The sequence below is a fragment of the Murinocardiopsis flavida genome (assembly GCF_003014485.1).
Lineage (GTDB): Bacteria > Actinomycetota > Actinomycetes > Streptosporangiales > Streptosporangiaceae > Murinocardiopsis > Murinocardiopsis flavida.
In genome coordinates this window covers 126617-149413 of sequence record NZ_PYGA01000015.1, presented here as the reverse complement: position 1 = coordinate 149413, position 22797 = coordinate 126617, and the positions used below count along the sequence as shown (strand labels likewise).

20 protein-coding genes and 1 tRNA gene are annotated in these 22797 nt (G+C 72.4%); 8 read left to right on the top strand and 13 right to left on the bottom strand.

What is annotated here, in order from left to right; translation table 11 throughout:
* Position 1 precedes the first annotated feature (1 nt).
* Positions 2 to 1621 carry a GMC family oxidoreductase gene (locus CLV63_RS20665; RefSeq protein ID WP_106584807.1) on the top strand — a complete coding sequence of 540 codons (1620 nt, stop codon included), beginning with the start codon at positions 2 to 4 and terminating at the stop codon, positions 1619 to 1621.
* A 224-nt stretch (positions 1622 to 1845) separates the two neighbouring features.
* Here CLV63_RS20665 and CLV63_RS20660 read toward each other — a convergent pair whose 3' ends face one another.
* Both CLV63_RS20660 and CLV63_RS20655 read right to left on the bottom strand, forming a co-directional pair.
* Complete coding sequence (locus CLV63_RS20660; RefSeq protein ID WP_106584806.1) at positions 1846 to 3729, bottom strand: ABC transporter ATP-binding protein; 1884 nt, start codon at positions 3727 to 3729, stop codon at positions 1846 to 1848.
* 163 nt (positions 3730 to 3892) lie between these two features.
* Positions 3893 to 4444, bottom strand: coding sequence for a TIGR03086 family metal-binding protein (locus CLV63_RS20655; RefSeq protein WP_106584805.1), 552 nt, complete (start codon positions 4442 to 4444; stop codon positions 3893 to 3895).
* Positions 4445 to 4542: 98 nt separating this feature from the next.
* Here CLV63_RS20655 and CLV63_RS20650 point away from each other — a divergent pair, with 98 nt between their 5' ends.
* Complete coding sequence (locus tag CLV63_RS20650; protein ID WP_245928946.1) at positions 4543 to 5337, top strand: helix-turn-helix domain-containing protein; 795 nt, start codon at positions 4543 to 4545, stop codon at positions 5335 to 5337.
* A gap of 230 nt (positions 5338 to 5567) precedes the next feature.
* Here CLV63_RS20650 and CLV63_RS20645 read toward each other — a convergent pair whose 3' ends face one another.
* The 8 genes from CLV63_RS20645 to upp all read right to left on the bottom strand — a co-directional run bounded on the left by CLV63_RS20645 (position 5568) and on the right by upp (position 14815).
* Complete coding sequence (locus CLV63_RS20645; protein WP_106584866.1) at positions 5568 to 6467, bottom strand: phosphotransferase enzyme family protein; 900 nt, start codon at positions 6465 to 6467, stop codon at positions 5568 to 5570.
* A 2419-nt stretch (positions 6468 to 8886) separates the two neighbouring features.
* Positions 8887 to 9315 carry an uL11 family ribosomal protein gene (locus CLV63_RS20640; protein ID WP_106584803.1) on the bottom strand — a complete coding sequence of 143 codons (429 nt, stop codon included), beginning with the start codon at positions 9313 to 9315 and terminating at the stop codon, positions 8887 to 8889.
* Positions 9316 to 9662: 347 nt separating this feature from the next.
* Positions 9663 to 11552: an ABC-F family ATP-binding cassette domain-containing protein gene (locus tag CLV63_RS20635; protein ID WP_106584802.1), complete on the bottom strand. Its 1890-nt coding sequence runs from the start codon at positions 11550 to 11552 to the stop codon at positions 9663 to 9665.
* Between the two features lie 538 nt (positions 11553 to 12090).
* On the bottom strand, positions 12091 to 12351 hold the full coding sequence (locus CLV63_RS20630) for a hypothetical protein (protein ID WP_106584801.1): 261 nt from the start codon (positions 12349 to 12351) through the stop codon (positions 12091 to 12093).
* A gap of 221 nt (positions 12352 to 12572) precedes the next feature.
* Positions 12573 to 13088: a PH domain-containing protein gene (locus tag CLV63_RS20625; protein WP_106584800.1), complete on the bottom strand. Its 516-nt coding sequence runs from the start codon at positions 13086 to 13088 to the stop codon at positions 12573 to 12575.
* Between the two features lie 13 nt (positions 13089 to 13101).
* Positions 13102 to 13266, bottom strand: a complete 165-nt coding sequence (locus CLV63_RS33675) for a hypothetical protein (RefSeq protein ID WP_170134285.1) — start codon at positions 13264 to 13266, stop codon at positions 13102 to 13104.
* A 136-nt stretch (positions 13267 to 13402) separates the two neighbouring features.
* Positions 13403 to 13627, bottom strand: coding sequence for a three-helix bundle dimerization domain-containing protein (locus CLV63_RS20620; RefSeq protein ID WP_106584799.1), 225 nt, complete (start codon positions 13625 to 13627; stop codon positions 13403 to 13405).
* A gap of 534 nt (positions 13628 to 14161) precedes the next feature.
* A complete protein-coding gene (upp, locus tag CLV63_RS20615) occupies positions 14162 to 14815 on the bottom strand; it encodes a uracil phosphoribosyltransferase (RefSeq protein WP_106584798.1) in 654 nt (217 codons plus the stop codon).
* Positions 14816 to 15303: 488 nt separating this feature from the next.
* Between upp and CLV63_RS20605 the strand changes: the two genes are divergently transcribed.
* From CLV63_RS20605 to CLV63_RS20590, 4 genes are all read left to right on the top strand, one after another.
* Positions 15304 to 15807 carry a tRNA adenosine deaminase-associated protein gene (locus tag CLV63_RS20605; protein WP_106584797.1) on the top strand — a complete coding sequence of 168 codons (504 nt, stop codon included), beginning with the start codon at positions 15304 to 15306 and terminating at the stop codon, positions 15805 to 15807.
* Positions 15808 to 15914: 107 nt separating this feature from the next.
* Positions 15915 to 16412, top strand: coding sequence for a tRNA adenosine deaminase-associated protein (locus tag CLV63_RS20600; RefSeq protein ID WP_106584796.1), 498 nt, complete (start codon positions 15915 to 15917; stop codon positions 16410 to 16412).
* 85 nt (positions 16413 to 16497) lie between these two features.
* Complete coding sequence (locus CLV63_RS20595) at positions 16498 to 17001, top strand: nucleoside deaminase (protein WP_106584795.1); 504 nt, start codon at positions 16498 to 16500, stop codon at positions 16999 to 17001.
* Between the two features lie 10 nt (positions 17002 to 17011).
* Positions 17012 to 17096 (top strand) — tRNA-Ser (locus tag CLV63_RS20590).
* A gap of 66 nt (positions 17097 to 17162) precedes the next feature.
* Here CLV63_RS20590 and CLV63_RS20585 read toward each other — a convergent pair.
* The 3 genes from CLV63_RS20585 to CLV63_RS20575 form a co-directional block, all read right to left on the bottom strand.
* Positions 17163 to 18227 (bottom strand): aminotransferase class V-fold PLP-dependent enzyme, encoded by a 1065-nt coding sequence (locus tag CLV63_RS20585; protein WP_106584794.1) that lies wholly within the window; start codon positions 18225 to 18227, stop codon positions 17163 to 17165.
* 207 nt (positions 18228 to 18434) lie between these two features.
* Positions 18435 to 19070: a GNAT family N-acetyltransferase gene (locus CLV63_RS20580; RefSeq protein ID WP_106584793.1), complete on the bottom strand. Its 636-nt coding sequence runs from the start codon at positions 19068 to 19070 to the stop codon at positions 18435 to 18437.
* Between the two features lie 105 nt (positions 19071 to 19175).
* The gene (locus tag CLV63_RS20575; RefSeq protein WP_106584792.1) at positions 19176 to 20741 is read right to left on the bottom strand and encodes a multicopper oxidase family protein; all 1566 of its coding nucleotides are present in this window, start codon (positions 20739 to 20741) and stop codon (positions 19176 to 19178) included.
* Positions 20742 to 20908: 167 nt separating this feature from the next.
* Here CLV63_RS20575 and CLV63_RS20570 point away from each other — a divergent pair, with 167 nt between their 5' ends.
* Positions 20909 to 22066, top strand: coding sequence for a sensor histidine kinase (locus CLV63_RS20570; protein WP_146165622.1), 1158 nt, complete (start codon positions 20909 to 20911; stop codon positions 22064 to 22066).
* Positions 22063 to 22737 carry a response regulator transcription factor gene (locus tag CLV63_RS20565; RefSeq protein WP_106584790.1) on the top strand — a complete coding sequence of 225 codons (675 nt, stop codon included), beginning with the start codon at positions 22063 to 22065 and terminating at the stop codon, positions 22735 to 22737. Before CLV63_RS20570 ends, CLV63_RS20565 begins: the two co-directional genes overlap by 4 nt.
* Positions 22738 to 22797: the final 60 nt, after the last annotated feature.

Below are 22797 nucleotides of genomic sequence, written 5' to 3'. Positions count from 1 at the left end.
CATGAGGAGACACCCCGGACATGCCGATACCGCGGCGACCACGACGTCGCATCGGCTCGCACTCGCCGACCACCTGGACGACGGCGCCACGTTCGACTACATCGTGTGCGGCGCGGGTCCGTCCGGTTCCGTTCTCGCCGGCCGGCTCGCGGCCGATCCGGCCGTCACGGTACTGCTCGTCGAGAGCGGCGGCGACGACGATGACGAGCGTGTCCGCGACCCGGACCTGTGGCCGGCCAACCTCGGCAGCGAGCGGACCTGGGACCACGTCACGGAGCCGAACCGGCATCTGAACGGGCGCCGGCTCGCTTATGCCACGGGCCGCGGGCTGGGCGGGGGAAGCGCCGTCAACGCGGGTGTGTGGAGCCGTGGCCACCGCAGCGACTGGGACTCCTACGCCGAGGCCGCGGGCGATTCCATGTGGGGCTACGCACACGTGCTGGAGCACTACCGCGGCATCGAGGACTGGCAGGGCGCGCCCGACCCCGAGCGCCGGGGTACCGGCGGGCCGATGCGGATACGGCCGTCGCAGGACGTGCATCCGCTCTTCACCGCGTTCCTCGACGGCGCCGAGACCACAGGACTCTCCCGGTTCGACAGCGCCAACGGCGCCCTGATGGAGGCGGACTCCGGTTGCGCCGTGCGGGACGAGAACATCCACAACGGCGTGCGGCAGACCCCCTTCCGCCGATACGTCGCCGACCGGGTGGGGCAGCCGAACCTCACGGTGCTCCCGCACACGACGGTCTCCCGCGTCCTGCTCTCCGCGGGCCGGGCCCACGGCGTCGAGCTCGTGCGCGACGGCACGCCGCTGCGCGCCCACGCGTCGCACGAGGTGGTGTTGTCGCTGGGTGCGATCGGCACCCCGGCCGTGCTCATGCGGTCCGGGATCGGGGACGAGGGCGAGCTGCGGAACTTCGGCATCCCGGTGGTCCAGCACCTGCCCGGCGTCGGCCGCAACCTCGACGACCACATACGCCTGCCCTGCATGTGGGAGGCGACGGACGTGCCGCTGCCGGTGCCCACACGCAGCCAGGCCGTCTGTTTCTGGGCAGACGGAACACGGCCGGGCGCACCGGAGTTCGTCATGTACGTCTCGCCGGCGCCGTCCGTCTCCCCCGAGAGCGCGGCGCAGTATCCGCCGCCGGAGCGGTGCTTCACCCTGATGCCCGCCATGCGCCTGCGCGGCGGCAGCCGCGGCCGGGTCCGCCTGGCGAGCACGGACCCGATGGCAGGACCGCGCATCGAGACGAACTTCCTCGCCGACCCCGACGACGTGCGCTCGGCTCTGTCCGCCGTCGCCATGGCCCGGGAGATCGGCAACTCGGCGGCACTCCGCCCGTTCGTCGAGCGGGAGGTGTCCCCGGCGTCCGCTGTGACGGACACGGTGGAGATGTTCGTGCGGAACGCCGTGGAGACCTACTGGCACCAGAGCGGTACGTCCCGGATGGGTCGGGACGAGGGGGCCGTGGTGGACGCGAGGCTCAAGGTGCACGGCATCGAGGGCCTCCGCGTCGCCGACGCCTCGGTGCTGCCCCATGTGACGGTCGCCAACACCCTGGCCCCTTCCATGGTGGTCGGCGAGCGGGCAGCCGGGATCCTCGCGGCCGAGCAGGGCTGAGATGACGAGCAGGGCCGGGATTCGCCGCACTGCCACGGGACGCCTCACCGACCCCGGGGGCCTCGCCGCGATGCTGCTCAAGATCCCGTGACGGAAGGGCCGTGACGCGGCGGGTGGTACCGCCGGCGATGGACCGGGGCGGCCGCCCTTGCGATGCGCACCGCAAGGGCGGACTCCGGACGGGCGCCGCCGCCCGCGCCGCTCCCTGGCGCGGGCGGCGGGGGTCAGACCGCCACGTCGGCGGTGTCGGCGTCGTCGAACTGGGTGCGGTAGAGCTGTTCGTAGCGTCCGCCTGCGGCGAGCAGGTCGGTGTGGGTGCCCCGCTCCACCACGCGGCCCTCTTCGAGCACCAGGATGAGGTCGGCGGCGCGGACGGTCGAGAGGCGGTGCGCGATGACCACCGCTGTGCGTCCGTCGAGCGCCTCGGCCAGCGCCTCCTGCACGGCGGCCTCGGAGGTGGAGTCGAGGTGGGCGGTCGCTTCGTCGAGGATGACGACGCGCTGCTGTGCGAGCAGCAGCCGGGCGATGGTCAGCCGCTGGCGCTCGCCGCCGGACAACCGGTACCCGCGCTCGCCGACGATGGTGTCGAGGCCGTCGGGCAGTGAGGCGATGAGGTCGGCGAGCCGGGCGCGGGTGAGGGCGTCCCACACCTGGGTTTCGGTCGCGTTGGGCGCGGCCATGAGCAGGTTCGCCCGGATGGACTCGTGGAACAGGTGGCCGTCCTGGGTGACCATGCCCAGGGTGTCGCGGATGGACTGGGCGGAGAGGTCGCGGACGTCGATGCCGGCGAGCCGCACCGCGCCGCTGTCGGCGTCGTAGAGGCGCGGGGCGAGCTGGGCGATGGTGGACTTGCCGGCGCCGGAGGATCCGACGAGCGCCACCATCTGGCCGGGCTCGGCGCGGAACGAGATGTCGTGCAGGACGTCGACGCCGCCGCGGGTGTCGAGGGTGGCGACCTCCTCCAGTGAGGCGAGGGAGACCTTGTCGGCTGAGGGGTAGGCGAACCGCACGGAGTCGAACTCGACCGACACCGGGCCGTCGGGGACGTCCTCGGCGTCGGGCTTTTCGCGGATGAGCGGCTTGAGGTCGAGGACCTCGAAGACCCGCTCGAAGCTCACCATGGCGCTCATGACCTCGACGCGCGCGCTGGCGAGTTCGGTCAGCGGGGAGTAGAGGCGGGTGAGGAGCATGGCCAGGGAGACCACGGCGCCGGGTTCGATGGCGTTGGTCAGGGCGAGGTACCCGCCGAGCCCGTAGACGAGTGCGAGTGCGAGCGCCGAGACGAGGGTCAGCGCTGTGACGAACACGGTCTGGAGCATGGCGGTGCGCACGCCGATGTCGCGGACGCGGCTCGCGCGGGCGGCGAACTCGGCCGACTCGTGGGCGGGGCGGCCGAACAGTTTGACGAGGGTGGCGCCGGGAGCGGAGAACCGCTCGGTCATCTGGGTGCCCATGACGGCGTCGTGGTTCGCGGCCTCGCGCTCCAGGTGGGCGAGGCGGGTGCCCATGCGGCGCGCGGGGAGGACGAACAGCGGGAGCAGCAGGAGTGTGAGCAGGGTGATCTGCCAGGACAGGCCGATCATCACGATCAGGGTCAGCAGCAGCATGACGAAGTTGCTGACGACGCCGGACAGAGTGTCGCTGAACGCCCGCTGCGCGCCGATGACGTCGTTGTTGAGCCTGCTGACCAGGGCGCCGGTGCGGGTGCGGGTGAAGAACGCGACCGGCATGCGCTGGACGTGGTCGAACACCGAGGTGCGGAGGTCGAGGATGAGCCCTTCGCCGATGTTCGCGGAGAGCCACCGGGTGAACAGGCCGAGGGCGGCCTCGGCGATGGCGATGACGGCGATGAGTGCGGCGATCCCGCCCACGATGGTCATCGGTTCGCGCTGGATGATGGCGTCGATGACGCGTCCGGCGAGTACCGGTGTGGCGACGGCGAGGATCGCGGTCAGGACGCTGAGGACCAGGAACTTGGCGATCCGCCGCCGGTGCGGCCGGGCGAACCGGCCGATGCGCCGCAGTGTGGCCATGGAGAACGGGCGTTTGTCCTGCTGCGCGTGCATCGCGTTGTACAGCGAGTTCCACGCCGTGACTTCCATGCTCATCGGTACCACCGGATCGTCGGAGCGGCTGTTGCAACCCCCAGACTGATACCTCAACTAAGGTTGAAGTCAAGCCGGCCAGTGTGGGGGACGCCGGATCAGTGGTGCGTGGGTCTGTCGTCCAAACGCTACGCAGGACCGCCGACAATCCGGAGGCGTGCGGCGGCTACCAGGCGCGACGCCCGACGGAGGCGAGGAACGCGGTCTGCCGTCCGGAGCCGGGCGGCGGGACGAGAGCGGGACCGCACACCCCGTCGCTGTGCAACATGTCACCGAACGACGCGGCCTTCTCCGCCGCCCAGTCGATGTCGGCGGGGTCGAGTCGGAGCTCCAGGCCGGCCGCCTGTGCGAGGTCCCAGCGGTGCACGATCAGGTCGAAGTTGACGAAGCGGTCGAGTGCCACGTCGAACCTGCTGCGGCCGAAGAAGCCGTCGAAGGTCGCCGCCGCGCGCTCGGGGTCGGCCAGTTCGGCTTGGACCACCGCTGCCGCCGCCCGCCAGGAGCCGACCGGGTCGTCGGCCGCGGACGGGATGTCGCCGAGGCCGCGGTGCACGAACCCGAGGAACATGACCTGGTTCTCCACGAGGTGGCCCACAACCCCGCGGGCCGTCCACTCGGGGCAGGGCGACGGGCTGTCCCACCGCTCGGGCGGCACCGCCTCCGCCGTTGCGGCGAAGTCGGCTGCCAACCTCGTGAACCGTGCTGCGATCTCGCTCATATTCGGCCATCCGTTCGTTGCGACAGGAGTTCGATTATGGCTCCCTGCGGTGCTCGGCGGATTGAACAAAAGCGACATCGGCGGATTACGATGGGCGGGTGATCCGACCAGTGCGGGAGGACGCCCGCGGCATCATCGACGCGGAGGCCGGCCTCCGGCGCTTCCGCCTCGACCGCTTCCCTCCGTCGTCCCCAGCGGCGCGGTTCGTCGATCGCTACTGGGTGTCGACGTGGGACCTCGCGGCGCCCTACGTGCAGCGCGTCTTCTCGCACCCCGTGGTGAACGTGGTGTTCGAGCCCGGCGGCACCGTCCACGGGCCCACCACCCGGGTCTCGAACCAGGTCCTCGAAGGGGCCGGGCGGGTCCTCGGCGTCATGTTCCGGCCGGCGGGGTTCCGGCCGTTCCTCGGCGCGGCGATGTCGGGCATTGTCGACGGCACGCTCGACCTGTCCGCTGTGTTCGACGGCGCCGCCGACCTGGCGGACGAGATCGCGGCCGCCGCCGACCCCGCCGCCATGGCCGCCGCAGCCGACCGCTTCCTGTGCGAGCGGGTGCCGCCGCACCCCTGCCCCTCGGAGCCGACGAGCGCCCTCGTCGAGCGCATCGCCGCCGACCCCGCCATGGTCAGGGTCGAGGACCTCGCCGCGGGCGAGGGCATCGGCGTGCGCCAGTTGCAGCGCCGCTTCACCGACCATGTGGGCATCAGCCCCAAGGCGGTGATCCGCAGGTACCGCCTGTACGAGGCGGCGGAGCGGGCGCGCAAGGGCGCCGACGTCCCATGGGCGGCGCTGGCCGTGGAGCTCGGCTACAGCGACCAGTCGCACCTGACCCGCGAGTTCACGGCGGTCATCGGCACCCCGCCCGACCGCTACGCGCGCACGGGGTCGGCCTGAGCGTCCGCACCCACCCGCCCGCGTTGCGGTCACGGGCGCAGGGCCAGCGGACGGTGGGGCGGCGGGGCGGCGGGGGTAGGGCGGGGCGAGTCAGCGGAGCGGTGGGACGGTGGTGCCGGGCACTTCGTGACCAGGGAAGGTTCCCCTTGGCGGGGCCGGTTCCCCTTGGCGGGGGCGGTGGTGCCGGGCACGCCGCGACCAGGGAAGGTTCCCCTTGGCGGGGCGGGGCCTCACGGGCGGAGCCGGGTGAACGCTGCGATGCGCCGCCGGTGGTAGTCGAGGTCCCCGGCGTCCTGCCCGGCCTCATTGCCGCGAGCGCGTTCGACGTAGGCAGCCTCACTGCGCAGCCGGTGCCGGATCAGCTGGACGGTAGTCTGCTCGTCCATGTCGCCGGCGGTGCCGCCTGCCTGCTGGTACGCGGTGATGAACCGGCGGCGCGCCTCGGCGGGGCCGTCGAACCCGCCGGACCACTCCATCGCGGCCGAGGCGACCTCCAACTCTGGCGGGCCCGTCATGGCCTCGTCCCAGTCGAACAGCGCCACCAGGCGGCCTCCTTGTGTCAGTGTGTTCCCGGAGTAGAAGTCGCCGTGCAGCGGATGGGACACCGGGGCGCGCCGGTGGAAGTCGGCCAGCCACTGGTCGAGCGCGGGATCAGGGGGCGTCGGCGCATCGCCGGTCGGCCGCCCGTCGAGCCCGGCCTCTAGGAGGGTTCGCGTCGGCCGCGGAGCCGGGCGCAGCGAGGCCAGTGCCCGGTGCAGCCGGGCGAGCAGGCCCGCGGCCTGCTCGGCGGTGTCGGCCTGGGCGGGGTCGGGCCGCTCCCCGTCGACAAAGCGCCATAGCGACAGCGGTCTGCCCTCCGCGCGCACGACGGTGCCGCCGTCGCGGGTGCGCAGGGGGGCCACGGCCTCGGGCAGGCGCTGAGCCGCGTGGGCGGCGATGGAGTGGCACCATTCCATCTCGGCGTTGCCGCGGCCGAGCGGGCCGACGCGCACGACCAGGGCACCGGTGCGGTAGGCGGCGGACTCCTCCCCTCCGAACAGGCGCACGGCCCGGTCGTCCACGGTGTGCCCCCAGGCGTGTGCGATGGCGCGGCGCATGGCGGCGGTGAGCGGTGTCGCGGCAAAGGACATGACGCTCATCATGCACACCGGTCCAGGTGTGGGCATACCGAGGACGACCGGCCATGGCGCGGCGAAGGGGGCGGTGCCACGGGACCGCGCCGGTCGCCGCGCAGGCATCCGATACGTCCGATACAGGACGGACGGTGCTGCCCGCGCCCCGAAGACGCCGCCCCTCCATCGCGCGGTGCGGCGCGGACACCACCAGCGGCGTGATGCGAACGCCAGCGGTGCAACCCGGCGGAAGCGGACCGACGAGGGTCCGTGGACTATCGGCTCCTTAAGGCGTCGGGTCTGCTGGGCGGTCTTGTCGCAGGTCACCATGCGGGTGCGCGGTGGTGAAAAGCGGCAGCAACGGCGGCACAGGGTCGGGCTCGGTTGTTCCGGCTGGGGTATGCGGGGGTCGGGGCGGGAGACGGGGCAGCGACGGCCGGTGGTGGGCCGGGGTAGGTGGTCGTCTCCGCAGCGTTGTGGGGGCGGTCCGTCTGTTGGGCGGCCTTCTCGCTGGGCCGCGTGCGGGTGGTCTGTGGTGAGAAGCAGCGCCGAAGGCGGGAGGGGGTCGGGGTTCGGCTGCATCGGCTGGGGTGGGCGGGGGTCGGGGTGGGTGCCGGGGGCGTCCGTGTCCGCGGCGGGCTTGGGCGGGGGTGTCGGGGTGTGGGGCGTTGGCTCGGGGTGTGGGTTGTGGCGTCGGCTTCGTGCCGGGGGTGGGTGCCGAGAGCGTCCTTGCCCCCAGCGGACCTGGGCTGGGCTGCCGGGGAGCCTGCGCAGCAGCGACGGCCGAAGCAGACGTCGGGGTTCGAGGCATAAGGCTCGCCACGTACTGAGCGCGCGACCGGGGTGCTGTGTTGGGGCGCCCGGGTGTGGTTGCGGTGGGTTCCGTGCGGCGTCGGGCCCGGCGGTCGCAGTGCGGGATGTGTGTCGGCCGTCGCTGCTGCGCAGGCTTTCCGGCAGCCTGGCTCCTGTTCCCTTGGGGTCACGGACGCCCTTGCTCGCGGGCGCCTTGCTTCGGGGGCGGTCTCGCCTCCGGGTGCCCGTGGCCGTTTCCGTGCGGTGCCGCGTAGCGGCAGTCCTTCTGGCGCCCGGGTCGGTGGGTGCGTGAGCATGCCGTCGTTGCCGTTGGGTCGACGGCGTTGGGTGGGCGGGCGCATCGTCCTGCGCAGAAGGGCAGGTCAGCGGATCGGGGGCGGCGCCCCACCATCCCGGGCGTCTCGTATCGTGAGAACTCGATGAGAGGGTCAACCCAGACAGCACCCGTATGACGTCTGGATGAGCACCCCGCCGCTCGCCGGGCCCGCACCACCCGTAAAAACCGGACACCATACCGCAATCCGGGCGCGTGGCGGCGGTCTCGGCCGATCACTCGTCCGCATGATGGACATGATCTTGGCGCGGGGACCGAATCGGCGCCTCTTCGCCGCGAACCACGCGACCAAAAGGGACATTCACCGCCAATCGCCCTTTGCGGGTGGGGCTCTGCGCAGGTAGCCGTGCTTTTCGCTGCGGGGGGACGCGGGGAGGCGCTGACGACCCCGAGAGACCCCGGCCTCGACCGCCCACTCCGGCCCATCCCCGGCCATCGCCGCCCCGTCGCCCACCCTGGCCCCCGCACGCCCGATCGAGGCAACCCGAACTCGGCCCCTCGCCGCCGTTGGTGCTGCTGTTCCCCACTGCGCACCCGGCTCGACTCCGCCGGGGTCCGGAGCCCGCCCGCCGTTGGCGCTGCATGTAACCACTGACCGCCCGCGCGCGGACCGGTGAGAAGGCCGCCCCTCGAACGGACCGCCGCCCGCGCACCCCGACGGAGGCAACCGGGCCCCGGCCCCTCGCCGCGTCAGGTGCTGCTTTCCCACCGCGCACCCGTCTCGATCCCGCCGGGGCCCGGAGCCCGCCCGTCGTCGTCGCTGCCTTTCCCCGAAGGCCACCCGTGCGCGGCCCGGAGACAAGGCCGCCCAGCAGACGGACCGACCGCAGGTGCCGGATCGATGCCGCCAATGAGCGAAGTCCGCCTGCCGTCGTTGCTGCTGTTCGCCACCGCGCACCCGTCTCGATCCCGCCGGGGCCCGGGCTCTCGCCGCCGTCGTTGCTGCTTTGACCGAAGGTCACCCGCGTGCGGCTCGGCGGCAAGGCCGCTCTGTGAACGGACCGACCCCACAACGCTGCGGAGGCGACCACTCACCCCGGCCTGCCGCCAGCCTTCGTTGCCCTGTCGCCCGCCCCGACCCTTGCGCGCCCCGACCGAAACAAGCGAGCCCGGTTCCCTCGTCGCCTTGGGTGCTGGATTTGACCACTGACTACCCGCGTGCGGCCTGGTGGCAAGGCCGCGCCGCGGACGGGCCGTCCCCGGGAAAGCCGGAACTCCGCCGGTGCGGGAGAGGTGGACAAGGTCATCGGACGAACCAGGAGGGGCTGGTTGCCTCGGTGCGCGGGGCGATCAGGTGTCGCTGATCGCGACGCCCATCGACCTGGCGGTGCCCGCGATGGTCCGCATGGCGGCGTCGATGTCGGTGACGTTGAGGTCGGGTAGTTTGCGTTCGGCGATCGCGCGCAGGTCGGCCCGGGTGAGCGTGCCCGCGGTGGTCCGGCCCGGTTCGGCCGACCCCGTTGTGCCGATCGCGCCGCGGATGAGGTGGGCCGTCGGCGGGGTCTTGAGCCGCAGCGCGAACGTGCGGTTCTCGTACACGGTGATGTGCGCGGGGATCGTCTCGCCGCGGTGGGCGGCCGTCGACGCGTCGTAGGCGCGCTTGACCTCGATCAGGTTGATGCCCGTTGCGCCGAGCGTCTTCCCCAGGTCGGCGACTGCCGCGTCGCCGGCGTTCAGGTTCAGCGTGGTCTCGAAGACCACTCGTTGTGCGGTGGCCATGGTCGTCCCCCGGATCTCGTGGATGGTTCGCCGAGGACGCTAAAGACTCCAGTGGGTGGAGGGTCAAGGCGATTAACACGGACCGCCGATCCCGCGCAGTGAGGAGCGGGATCGGCGGTCCGCACGGCGCGGGGAGCGGGGGCGGCGGACCTCACCGCGCGGGGAGCGGGGGCGGCGGACCTCACCGCGCGGGGATTGGGGGCGACGGTCCCGATTCGCGGCCGCCCTGTTCGCCCTGCCCGCTCTGGCCGGGCCGCCCTCCTCAGCCGACCCGCTCCGCCCCGGCCGGTCTGCCCTGGTCGGACCGACCGCGGCGAACGTGTGCCCGCCGTTGGCGGGCGCGGTCCTCACCCCGCGGTGGTGAGCACTCCGTCGCACATGTGGATCCGGGTCGCGGCGGTGCGCTCACGCAGCCTTCGGTCGTGGGAGACCACGACCAGGGCGCCGCGGTACGCGCTGAGGGCCTCCTCCAACTCCTCGACCAGAACGGGCGAGAAGTGGTTGGTCGGCTCGTCCAGGAGCAGCAGGTCGATCCGGCCGGTAACCAGGCGGGCGAGTTCGATGCGCCGCTGCTGGCCCACCGACAGGTCGCCGACCGCGACCCCCAGGTCCGCCGCCCGGAACAGGCCGAGCGCCAGGAGCGCGGAGCGGTGGTCCGCCGGTGGTCCCGGTCTCCCCGCGGCGAACGCCTCCAGGACGGTGCGCTGCGGGTGCGCCACAGTGTGCTCCTGGTGCAGGAGGCCCACCCTGCTGGGCCGCCGCCCCGTTCCACGGTCGGGGGTGAGCTCTCCGGCGAGGACGTGCAGCAGGGTGCTCTTGCCCGCCCCGTTGGGTCCGGTGACCAGGACGCGTTCGCCGCGGGCGATGCGCAGCCGGTCCACGCTGAGCCGGTGGCCGACGGCGACGTCGCGCAGTTCGACCAACGGTGGCACCGCTGGTGGCACCGCCGGTTCCGCCGCGGGGAGGACGCCGCCAGTGCCACAGGTGGGTCCGGTGCCACCGGAACCGGCAGAGCCGCCCCTGCCGCCGGATCCACCAGAGTCGCCGGTGCCGTCGCTGCTACCGGATCCGCCAGTGCCACCGGATCCACCGGGTTCACCGCTGCGACCAGATCCACCGGTGCGACCAGGGCCACCGCTGCCGCCAGGGTCACCCGTGCCGCCGTTGTCCGTCGTCGCCGGGTCGGCGTGGAAGCGCAGCGGCTCGGGCGGCACCGGGACGGGGTCGGCCCTGAGCCGGCGCAGCCGTTCGCGCGCGGCGCGCACCTTGTTGGACGTGGAGTGCGAGGACGACCGCGACCGGTGCGCCCCGTTGCCGCTGAACCAGGCCGGACCCTTGCGCGAGATGCCGCCGAGCCACGCTCCGGCGGACTCGGCGATGCGCTCCTGCCGGTCGATCTCCGCGAGCCAGTCGCGGTACTCCTGCGCCCAGCGCTGCCGGGCCGCCGCCTTGGCGGCGAGGTAGCCGCGGTACCCATTGCCGTACGCGGTCACGGCGCGGGTGTCGCGGTCGACCTCCAGGATCGTGGTCGTGACGCGGTCGAGGAACACCCGGTCGTGGGTGATGGCGACGACCGTGCCCCGGTGCCTGCGCAACCGGTCCTCCAGCCATGCGGTCGCGACGTCGTCGAGGTGGTTGGTCGGCTCGTCGAGCAGCAGCAGTTCGGGGTCTGCCGCGAGTGTCGCCGCGAGTGCGAGGCGCGAGCACTCGCCCCCGGAAAGGGTGCGCAGCGTGCGGTCGCGGGGGAGTCGGGGGAGCCCGAGTCCGTGCAGCGCGGCGTCCACGCGGGCGTCGGCCTGGTAGCCGCCGCGCGCCTCGAACTCCGCGAGGAGTTCGCCGTAGGCGTCGAGCTGCTTGGGTTCCGCGGTGCCCAGTGCGGACTCGGCCGCCCGGATCCGCGCTTCGATGCTCCGCAGGTGGGCCAGTGCGGCGTCGATGATGTCGCCGACGGTCGGCTCGTTCAGGTCGGCGCCGAGCAGGGACGGTGTCGGCGTCTGGGCGAGGTAGCCGATGCCGCCGGGTGCGGAGACGGCGGCATCGCCGCCGTCGGGGGCCTCGCGCCCGCTGAGGAGTCGGAGCAGGGTGGACTTGCCGGAGCCGTTGTCCCCGATGATGCCGACCCGTTCGCCGGGTTTGACGGAGAGGGACACGCAGTCGAGTACGGTTCGTTCGCCGTAGCGCTTGGTGGCGTCGGTCAGGGTGAGCCGGCTTGCGGCGAGGGTTGGCGCGGTGGTCATGAGCGACCTCCTGGAGTCCGGGCCGCGCGCGGGGGCGTCGCGGCGGGTGGGGTGCGGCCCGCGCCGGGCTCCCGCCCCGTGGGGGCGCGCGAAAGGCGCGGCCGTGCACGGAGGTGCTGGTGGGGCGGGAACCCGGCTGCGGGCGGGACGCGACGGCCTGCGGTGGGCGCGGCGAAGCGCGCTCAGGACACCGCGGCGGCGGAACTCGCGTCCCTGGACCGGTGGACTACAGGAAGTGGATCAGCGTACCCATGCGTGGATCATAGGCGGCGGTCGTGGCCGATGTCACGGGGTTTTCGTGCGATACGAGTCACAACGTATCGTCTCGTTGAACGCTGACACCCGGAGGCAACACCGCCGGGTTGCGGAGCGCGGTCCGCCTGGCGGGGACATGGCGACATGGCGGTGCGGTGCTCGCTGCGGCTCACGGTTCGCGCGGCGGCGCAGCACGGGTGAGCGGTGCTTCAACCACTTGGGGCGGGTCCACACCCAGCAGCCCGGGCCCCAGCGGTACGTGCCGCTGGGACCACTGAGACCACTAAGACCAGAGGGCTTCGGGACGGGTGACGCCGTCGGGCGCCGTGACCAGGTGCCAGCGCAGGATCGGGCGCACGGGGTCAGCGGATGCGGCGGCGCTCGACGGCGGGACGGCGAGGGCGGGTTCGTGCGGGGCCGGCTGCTGCGGCACCGCGGCGGGGGGCACTGCCGTGCCGTGGGTGCCGCGGCGTGCGGGGAGGCGACGGCGGCGCGCGGTAGCGGACCGTGCGCCCGGCGAGGGGTCGCTGACCTTTCGCGCCATGGGTTCCTCCTGGGAGTTTTAATGAACGAGGCTTTCAGTTAACCTTGTGTTCACCTGGAAGTCAATTTGATTCCACCGTGTCGCGCCCCTTTCGTGACACCGGTGTCACCGGCGGTAACCGGTGTTGGTCATGGGTCCGCAAACGCGTCGAGGCGCCCACCGGCGGGGGGCGCCTCGTGCGTTCGGGTTCGGTCGGTCCGGGCTGAGCCGGGCCCGGCGGATCAGTCCTTACCGGGGAAGATCAGCCCCACGACCTCCAGGTACAACTGCTCGGGGTACGGCACGTAGTTGATCCTGCTGAGCGCCTGGTCCTGACCGGCGGACTCCATGACGAACGTGCCGTAGCCGATGAGCCGGCCCACGAGCGAGCGTTCGAACCGCATGTCGGTGACCTTGCCGAGCGGCATCATGTTGACCTGCCGGGTGATCAGGCCGGTGGTGAGCAGCAGCCGTGCCGAGGTGATGACGAAGTAGTCGACCGACCACTCCGCCACCCTCCAGACGAACCAGACCAGTACCAGCAGCCAGATCCACCAGATGACCGCGAGCGTGGTGGCGCTCGCCGCCATGCCGGTGTTGCTCAGGATGCCTGCTCCGATGAGGCTGACCAGCACGATTCCGACCGGACCCATGAGGATTGCCGGATGCCGCCGCATGGTGATGACCTGCTGCTCATGCGGCAGCAGGTAGCGGTTGACGGAGGCGGGTGCCGCATCGCCTGGAGTGACGAGCTTCATGCTGACCGGGCCCTCAGACCGACAGCGCGTTCACGAACCGCGACAGCGACTCGGCGGCGCCCATGAGGCCGCCCAGGCCGGTCTGGATGACGTCGGCGGAGGCTTCAGGCTGGCTGATCAGGTAGAAGATCAGGAATGCGATGAGTCCGTATTTCAGCCATTGTTTCACCTTGGCCATGCGCTACTCCCCAAGAATGCAACTGACCCACTAACCCGAATTGATTGTTACACCCAAGATCGACCCCGTAAAGCCGGTTAGCACCCTTCGGCGTGGCGCTCGCGCCCGGGCGGCTTGTGCTGTGCCGAGGGGCGTGCTAGTGCCGTTCGGCGAACGCGAGCACGAGCACCTGGAGGTGTTGCCGTGCGATGCGTTCGACGAGGTCGGGCGTTGCTCTTCCGGTGACGTCCTGTGCACCGTGGCGAGCGGCGTCGACGCATCTCGACACGGTGCTCTGCTGGTGTACCCCGGCGAACTCGGTCCGCAACCGGTCGACGACGGGTGAGAACTCGCGCGGGACGGTGCCGGCGTTGTTCGTCATGTCACTCCTTGAGGGGAAAGGGTGATCAATTGCGCTCCGTACTCGTCTACCAGCAGTGGGTAACCGATGCAAGGGTCGCAACGCCCTGTTCAGGCGAGATCCGTGTGCACTCGGGATGTCGGGTGGCGAAGTAGAGGTGGGGTCAGTGCGTCCACGGGGAGGTGGGCGCGGCCGGGGCGGGGTCGGTGCGAGTCGCCGTCCGGGTCCCGGTCCGGATAACTCTACTGGGTCACGGGTTCATCTCAGGTGCAATTCGGTTGGGGTGTAATGCGAAATCCGGAGATTTTTGGACAGTGATCAGCGGGTGTGCGGACGAACCTTCCCCTTTGGTGCGAGTTCACACCCGCTGTCACCGATTCGACACGGAACGGACGCCCCAGGGCACCCCGGACGCGGCGCGGCACCGCGCCCGGAGTCCCGCCTCACCCCTCGCCGCACCCTCGCCGAGGCAGTGCCGCGGCGACCGGCGGAGTCGGACCGGCCCGGCCCGGTCGGACAAGCGCCGGTTGGACCAGCCAGGTCGGTCCGGCCCGGTCAGACCAGCCCGTAGAGGCGGTCTCCCGCGTCGCCCAGACCGGGCACGATGAACCCCTGCTCGTTGAGCCGGTCGTCGAGCGCCGCTGTGACGATGCGCAGCGACGCGCCGTGCTTCTCGCCCAGCGCCGCCGACAGCCGGTCGCGCACGGCCTCGATCCCCTCCGGGGCGGCGAGCAGGCAGATCGCGGTCACGTGCTCGGCGCCCCTGTCCACGAGCAGTTGGAGCGCCGCCGCCAGGGTCCCCCCTGTCGCGAGCATCGGGTCGAGGACGTAGCACTGCCGCCCCGAGAGGTCCTGCGGCAGGCGGTCGGCGTAGGTGGCGGGCTGGAGGGTCGTCTCGTCGCGCGCCATGCCGAGGAAGCCCACCTCGGCCGTCGGCAGCAGCCGGGTCATGCCGTCGAGCATCCCCAGGCCGGCGCGGAGGATCGGCACCACCAGCGGGGTGGGGCGGGTCAGCTGCACGCCGGGCGCCGGGGCGAGCGGCGAATCCACGGTGACCTCGGACACCCAGACGTCCCGGGTGGCCTCGTAGGCGAGCAGGGTGACCAGTTCGTCGGTCAGCCGCCGGAAGGTCGGCGAGTCGGTGCGGACGTCGCGCAGCGTCGTGAGCTTGTGGGCCACGAGCGGGTGGTCGACCACGTGGGTTTCCATGAGATGAATACTCCGGTGAGCTGGGAGGACGTGATGTCGGGGTGCTGCGGGAAGTCTAACTTCGCCCGCCAGGCACCGGAGGTCGCCGTGGGCGCCCGCGCGGCCGGGTGGAGCGTGCCGCCGCGGGTGCGCCCGCTGCGGCCGATCCGCTTCGGCTCACTTGGATAACGAACCGGGAACCGCGGCGCGGGCCGGGTGCGCCGCGCGCCGCCGGGAGGCGCCGCGAATCAGCATCCCACCTGGACGTTCGCTGATCACAGCGTGCAGTGGGGAGGGCAGCGCGGGGTAACGAAACCGTCCGCTCGCCCCCGCGGGGTTCTGCCGGGCGTGCCGAGTCCGTTCTAATAGGAGCCGTGAGCGCTGACTTCTATCACGGGGACGCCTCCCCCACCGGGGACCGTGGCACGGGCGAGAGCAGCCGTTACGATGACGCACCACCGGAGGATCTGCGATCCTGGCCGGACCAAGGCCATCCGGTTGGGGTGTCGATGACGGAACTCGATCAGGGCGACGACGGTTCGGGCGACTTTGTCGCGGTCGCCTACAGGGAAGAGGACTACTGGGATGTCGACCTGCTCCCGGTGGCCCTGACCCAGGACCTCAAGGGCCTGCTCCACGCGCTTCGCCAGCAGCCCAGTATCAGCGGCGCGATCGGCCTGGTCTCCGTCGGCGACGACTTCTTCGTGATCGTGCGCGTGTACGGGCGCGACGACGTCAGCATCTTCCTGTCCGACGTGACCGCCTCCGTCGACTGGGAGGTGGCGCGCGAGGTCCTGGCCTACCTCGACATCGACATCCCCGAGGACGAGGACCTCGACCAGGTGCTGCCGGCCGGCGACCTGTCGATCATCGCCGACCTCGGCCTGGACGAGATGGAGCTGGGCGCCCTCGCCGGCGACCTCGACCTGTATCCCGACGAAGTGCTCGCGAGCATCTCCGAACGACTCGGATTTCAGCAGGCGTTCCAGCGTGCGCTCGACGGGATGGGGTAGGCACTCCAGACGAATGAGCGCGCGGGAACCTGTGCCCGCGGCGTCCCTGCGTTGTCGCCCGGCCGGTGGTGCGCACTCCGGTCGGGCTAGGGAGGACGAGACGCACGGTGTCGATCTTCTCAGCGGTCTTCGGCCGCTCGAATGGCACCTGGGCGGGCGGCGAGGTCGATCTGTCCGAGGCCGAGTCCATTGACGACATCACCGACCTGATGCGCGATGTTGCGGGCGCCGAGGACCCCGACGCCGCCGAAGGCACCATGGTGCTGCTCATGGAGGCCGACGACGAGTGGTTCGGCGTGGTCCGCGTCGACGACCGCGCCGATCCCCGGGTCTTCCTCTCCGACGCGCGCGCCGTGCACTCCAACGCGGTCGCCGCGCTGCTGCTCGACAGCGGGACCATCCACGAGCCCGAGATGGTCGAGGGCACCGGGCAGAAGCCCTACCCCGACCCGGGCGGCGACACCGGGTTGCTGGCCGACCTGGGCACCGCCCCGGCCGACCTCATCGCCCTGACCCTCGGCGAAGGGCTGCTGCCCGCCGACGCGCTCGCCGTCCTGGCCGAACGCGCCGGGTTCGCCGACTCCCTCGACGCACTGCGCGTATGAGCGGCCCCGAACGAGGCGCCGCGGGCGCGGGTGCCGCGCAACGGCGTGCCGCGGGCATGGGCGGTCCGGAACGAGGCGGGCGGGCGTGAGCGGCACCGGACCGGCGCCGGGCCCGCGGGCCGGGTTCGACGCCGCGCTCGAGGCGGCCCTCGCCGAAGCCGCGCGCACCGGCGAGAGCGGCGACGTCCCCGTCGGCGCGGTGGTGCTCGACCCCGCCGGCGCCGTCATCGGTACCGGGCACAACGAGCGCGAGGCGACCGGCGACCCCACGGCGCACGCCGAGGTGCTGGCGCTGCGCGGCGCGGCCGAGCACCTGGGCGGGTGGCGGCTCACCGGCTGCACGCTGGCGGTGACCCTGGAGCCGTGCACCATGTGCGCGGGGGCGGCCGTGCTGGCGCGGGTCGCCCGGGTGGTCTACGGGGCGCGCGACCCGAAGGCGGGCGCGGCGGGGTCGCTGTGGGACGTCATGCGCGACCGCCGCCTCAACCACCGCCCCGAGGTGATCCCGCCCGACCTTGTGAGCGAGGCGGTCGCCGACCGCTGCGGGGCGGTCCTCAAATCGTTCTTCGCACACCGCCGATTCCGGTAGGGTTGATCCCGGTGGAGTCGCATAGTGGCCGAGTGCGCGCGCCTCGAAAGCGCGTGAAGGGAGACCTTCCGAGGGTTCAAATCCCTCCTCCACCGCCGCAACGGAAGCCGTCCGGATCATCCGGGCGGCTTCCGTCGTTTCCGCCGTCGTTGCCGCCCTGCTCAGCGCGCCTTGGCGACCAGTTCGACCGCGCGGTCGACGTCCTCGGCCGTGGTGTAGAGGTGGAACGAGCAGCGCAGTCGGCCGCCGCGTACGGCGGCGACCAGTCCCGCCTCGGCGAGGCGGGCGGCGGCGTCGTCGCCCACCTCGACGGAGACGATCGCGGAGTCCTGCGGGGCGAGGCCCAGCCCGGCGCGGAACCGGGCCGCGAGCGCCCGGTCGTGCGCGCCGATGGCGGCCTCGCCGAGGTCGGCGAGCAGTTCCAGCGCCGGTGCGTGGCCCACCCAGGACGCCCACGCGGGTGACAGGTCGAACCGCCGCGCGTTCTCGGCCAGGCGCAGCGGGGCGCCGTAGATGGACGACCAGACGTCGGCGCCCGCGTACCACCCGGCGGCGAGCGGGGTGAGGGTCGCGAGCGCCTCCTCGGTGCCGCCGAGGAAGCCGGTCCCGCGCGGGCCGAGGAGCCACTTGTACCCGCCGCACACCAGGAAGTCGACGCGGTCGGCGGGGATGGGCAGCCAGCCGGCCGACTGGGTGGTGTCGATGAGCACCCGCGCCGAATGGCCGCGCGCCGCGGTGAGCAGGTCGTCGAGCGGGGCGACCCTGCCGTCCGCCGACTGCACCATCGAGACGGCGACGAGGGCGGTGTCGGGCCGCACCTCGGCCGCGATGCGCTCCAGTGGGACGGAGCGCACGCGCACACCCCGCTGCTCGGCGACCAGGAACGGGAACAGCAGCGAGGTGAAGTCGCCCTCGGCGAGCAGCACCTCGGCACCGGCGGGCACGCTCGCCGCGACGAGCCCGACGAGCTGCGACACCTGCGCACCCACGGCGATCCGCTCGGCGGGCAGGCCGACGATCCGCGCGAACGCGGCCCTGCTGCGCGCCACCGCGTCGTCGCATTCGGCCGCCAGCGAGTGCCCGCCCGCCCGTTTGCGCTCGAACGCGTGCACCGCCTCGCTCGCCACGCGGGGCGCGAGTCCATAGGTGGCGGTGTTCAGGTACAGCGTCTCGGGGGCGAACTCGTCGCGCACGTGCGCGGGAAGCAATGGGGTCTCGGTCGTCATGTCCTGGATTTTCCCGCCGCCGCGATGCGGCCGATCATCCGGGCCCGCCTCTATCGGTACCCGGCCGCCGGGTCGGCGAAGGCCCACTGAACGCCGCCGCCCTGGAATCCGGCGGGCAGACGCGCCATGGAACGCGGTCGACCAGGGAGGACAGGCGCGGCATGGGGCGGCGGGGACGCTTTCGGCCGCGGGTGTCCGCGGGTGTCCTCAGGTGCGCGCGGCGCGGCGCATGAACCAGTTGGGTACCCCGATCACCTCGGCCTCCGCGGTCACCGTGTAGCCGAAGCGCTCGTAGAACGCGACGTTGGCGGCCTTGTCGGTCTCCAGGTAGCCGGATTCTCCCGCGGCGTCGAGGCGGCGGCAGTGCTCGCGCATGATGCGGGATCCGATGCCCCGCCCTTGCAGGGCGGCGTCCACGGCGAGCGGGCCCAGATGGACGTGCGGCTCATTGGGGTCGTGCTTCGACCAGGTGCCCGTCCAGGAGAGCACCTTGGCGACGGCCGACGGCCCCAGCGCGGCGAGCGCCGGCAGCAGGCGCACCTTCTGCCCGGTGGACAACCGGCAGGTGTCCACCGGCGCGACGCCGGTCAACCCGACGACGGCGCCGTTGCGGATGGCGCAGATGTGCCGCATCGCGGGGGAGACGCCGAACATCCCGCCGACCAACCGCCCATGGCAGCGCAGCCGCCGGTCCGGGTCCGGGCCGTACGCGGCGACGTGCAGCGGGTTGTCGCGCATCCCGCGGGCGATGACGGCGACGGCTTGCGGGATCTCGTCCGCGCGCAGGTCGCGTACTTCGATCGGGTCGGAATCGGTGCCGTTCGGGCCGCTGGTGTCTGTCATGGTCGGCTCCGTGGGTGATGGGGGGCGCCCGCTCCTCTGCCGCCTGGATCCCAGGGGTCTCGGCCGCCGGGGGCGGTCGGGGGTTCGGTGTCAGTGGTGTCAGTGTCAGTGGTGGTCGTGGTCCCCGCCGCCCCCGCCGCCGTTCCCGCCGGGGAGGCGTCGGGGGGCCTGGTCCTCGGTGCCCGGTTCGACGATGGTGAACTGCCCCATCATCCCCTGGTCCTCGTGCTCCAGCATGTGGCAGTGGAACATGTACGGGGTGTCCGGGTCGGTGTGCGGGCCGAACTGGACCGCGAGCCGGGCGGTGGCGCTCGGCGGCAGGTAGACGGTGTCCTTGCGGCCGCGCATGGCGGGGGGCGGCGGTTCCCCGTTGATGTCGAGCACGCGGAACGCGACCTCGTGGATGTGGAAGCTGTGCGGGTTGCCCGGGTTGCGCACCGTCCAGATCTCGGTGGCGCCGGCCGGGACGACCTCGTCGATGCGGCGCATGTCCATCGTGTCCCCGTTGATCTTGGAGGTGCCGCTGAGCTCGAAGTCGCGCTCGACCGCGTCCTTGCCGGGGGTGATCTCCGGGGTGTCCGCCAGCCTCTCCGGCAGGGGCTTCGCCTCCGTGAGCCGGTCCTTGGCGCGGATCTCCACGAGGTCGAACTCGTCGTCGGCGCCCGCGAGCCGGTCCTGGGGGAAGCCGCCGCCCTCCTTGGGCGCGAAGCTGCGCAGGACGACCTCCTCGCCCGGGGTCAAGTCGGCGACGATCTCGGCGCGCTCGCCGGCCGACAGCCGCACCCGGTTCATTCTCACCGGCTTCGGCAGCAGCCCACTGTCGGTGCCGATCAGCGAGAACGAGCGGTCGTCGGCGAACCCGAAGTTGAACGACCGGGCATTGGAGCCGTTCAGCAGGCGGAACCGAACCCGCTCGGCCCCCACCTCCAGGTACGGGTCGCGGGTGCCATTGACGAGGATCTGGTCCCCGAGCAGCCCGTAGGTCGACTGGAGGCCGAGGGGCCCGGGGGCGTCCAGGTCGAGCCGGCCGTCCTCGGTGAACTTCTTGTCCTGCACCACAAGGGGGATGTCGTCGACGCCGTACTCGCTGGGGAGGTCCTTCGGCACGGTGTCGTCGTCCACGATGAGCATGCCGGTGACCCCGCGGTAGACGTGCTTGGCGGTCTCGCCGTGCAGGTGCGGATGGTACCAGAGACTCGCCGCCGGCTGGTCGACCGTCCAATACGGCGACCAGGTCTTTCCGGCGCCGATGGTCTGGTGCGGGCCGCCGTCCATCTTCGCCGGCAGGCGCATCCCGTGCCAGTGGACGGTGGTGGTGTCGGGCAGCTCGTTGCGGACGTCCATCGCGACCTTGTCGCCCCGCGACACCCGAATCGTCGGCCCGAGGTAGGCGCCGTTGACCCCCCACGTGTCGGTCTGCCTGCCGGGGAGGAACTCGCTGCGCCCCTGCTGGAGGGTGAGGTCGAACCGCTTGCGGCCGTCGCCGTCCACCTCCGGTTCGAGCAGCGGCGGGATCCGCACCCTGTTCTCGAACGCGAGGTCGCCGGCGTTCGTCTGGTACGCGGCGAAGTACACCCAGGTGGACACGCCCAGCCCGGCCGCGAGCAGGACGGCGACGACGGCAGCCGTCCACTTCAGGAAACGGCGGACGGGTCCGCGGGACCGGGCCATGATCCTCCTTGCAGAAATGCAGGGACGTGCGCCGGTGCGCCCCGTCGAGCCGCGAGCCTAGGAGGCGGGCCGGGGCGCGGGCATCGGCGTTTCGGCGCGACCGTGTACCGCATCCGCGGTATGCGGCGGCACTCGTGCGGCCGCCCGTTTCGTCCTAGGATCCCGATGTGCGGCGCTTACGGTTCGGACCCGGCTGCGATCTCGCCGGAGCCGTGTTCGTCATAGGCGTGATGCTGGCCGCGACGAGGATCTCCAGCGACCCGCCCGCGCCGTTTCCCGACGCGGTCGTGGTCGTCGCGGTGTGCGTCATCGGCGCCTGGGCGGCCGCGGCGCGCCACGCCCCGCGCGTCGCCCTCGTCGGCGCCTTCACCTGCTACTTCATCGCCATCGCGATCGGGGTGCCCGCATTCGAGCCCGCGTCGGCGATCGGCCTCCAGCTCTTCACCGCTGCGGCGGCGGGGCACCTGCGGTGGGCGGTCGGCGCGCTCTCGCTGGCCACGGCCGGTGAGGTGCCGTACCGGATCCTCGGCGCGGACGCCGAACCCGCGCTCCAGGTGCTGTACGAAACGGCGGTGAGCGCGATCCTGCTGGTCGTCCTCGTGCTGCTCGGGGAGGCGCTGCGCAGCCGCCGCGCGCTGGACGAGGAGGCCGAACTCCGGCTGTGCCTCGCCGAACAGGAGTTCCTTCAGCGGACCACCGCCGAACGGCTGCGCGCGGCACGGGACCTGCACGACGTGCTCGCGCACACGGTGACGGTGGTCGGCATCCAGGCGAGCGTCGCCGCCGAGAGCATCGACGGCCACCCGGAACGCGCCAAGGCCGCCATCGCGTCGGTCCGCGCGGCGAACGAGGACGCGATGCGGGACCTGCGCAGCACGATCGCCGTGCTGCGGGAGCGCCGGGGCGGCGGCGCCGACGTCCCGCTCGGTGTCGGCCAGCTCCACGACCTGCTCGACGCGGTCCGCGCGACGGGGATGAGCGCCGTTCTCACGCTCAGCGGCGACATGGCCGCCCTGCGCCCCGCCGTGGAGCTCACCGTGTACAGGGTCGTCCAGGAGTCGCTGACCAACGCGCTGCGGCATTCCGGTGCCGCCTCGGTCGGGGTGGACGTCGCGGTCGGCGACGCCGCCGTCCGCGTCACCGTCCGCGACGACGGCCCGGACCCGCGCGTGCCCGACCGGCCGGCGCACCGCGCCGGGTCGGGCCTGAGCGGGATGGCGGAACGGGTCGGGGTCCTGGGCGGCGAACTCCGCTACGGAGCGGCCGACGACGCCGGGCCGGGCTGGTCGGTCCGGGCCGACATCCCGTTGAAGGGCGCGTCATGACGATCCGGGTGGTACTGGCGGACGACCAGGTCATGGTGCGCACCGGACTGAGGGTGCTGTGCGAGCGGGACGGCGACATCGCCGTCGTCGCCGAGGCGGCGGACGGCGCCGCGGCCGTCGACCTGGCCGCCGAGCACCGGCCCGATGTGGTCCTGATGGACATCCGCATGCCGGTGCTCGACGGGCTCTCGGCGGCCCGGCGCATCCTCGACGGCCGGCGCGCGGTCAGGGTGCTGATGCTGACGACCTACGAGATCGACGAGTACGTCATCGACGCGGTACGCGCCGGTGCGAGCGGGTTCATCTCCAAGGACATCGGCCCTGAGGGGCTGCGCGACGCCGTGCGCACCGTTGTCGCCGGCCAGACCCTGTTCAGCCCGAACGCCGCGCGGACGCTGTCCGAGGCGTTCGCCGCCGCCCCCGGTCCGCCCCCCGACACCGACCGGTTGAGCCCACTGACCGCGCGGGAGTCCGAGGTGCTCGCACTGGTCGCGCGGGGGATGTCCAACAAGGAGATCGGGCGGGTGCTGTCGTTGAGCCCCGCGACGGTGAAGACGCACGTGAACCGGTCGATGACCAAGCTCGACGCGCGCGACCGCGCCCAACTCGTCGTGCTCGCCTACGAGTCCGGCCTGGTGCGGGCCGGGGCCACGAGGCGGCCCGGCGCGTAGTCTCCGCCCCCGCGTCGGGCCGTCAGGCGCCCCCGCGTCGGGCGGTCAGGCGCCCCCGCA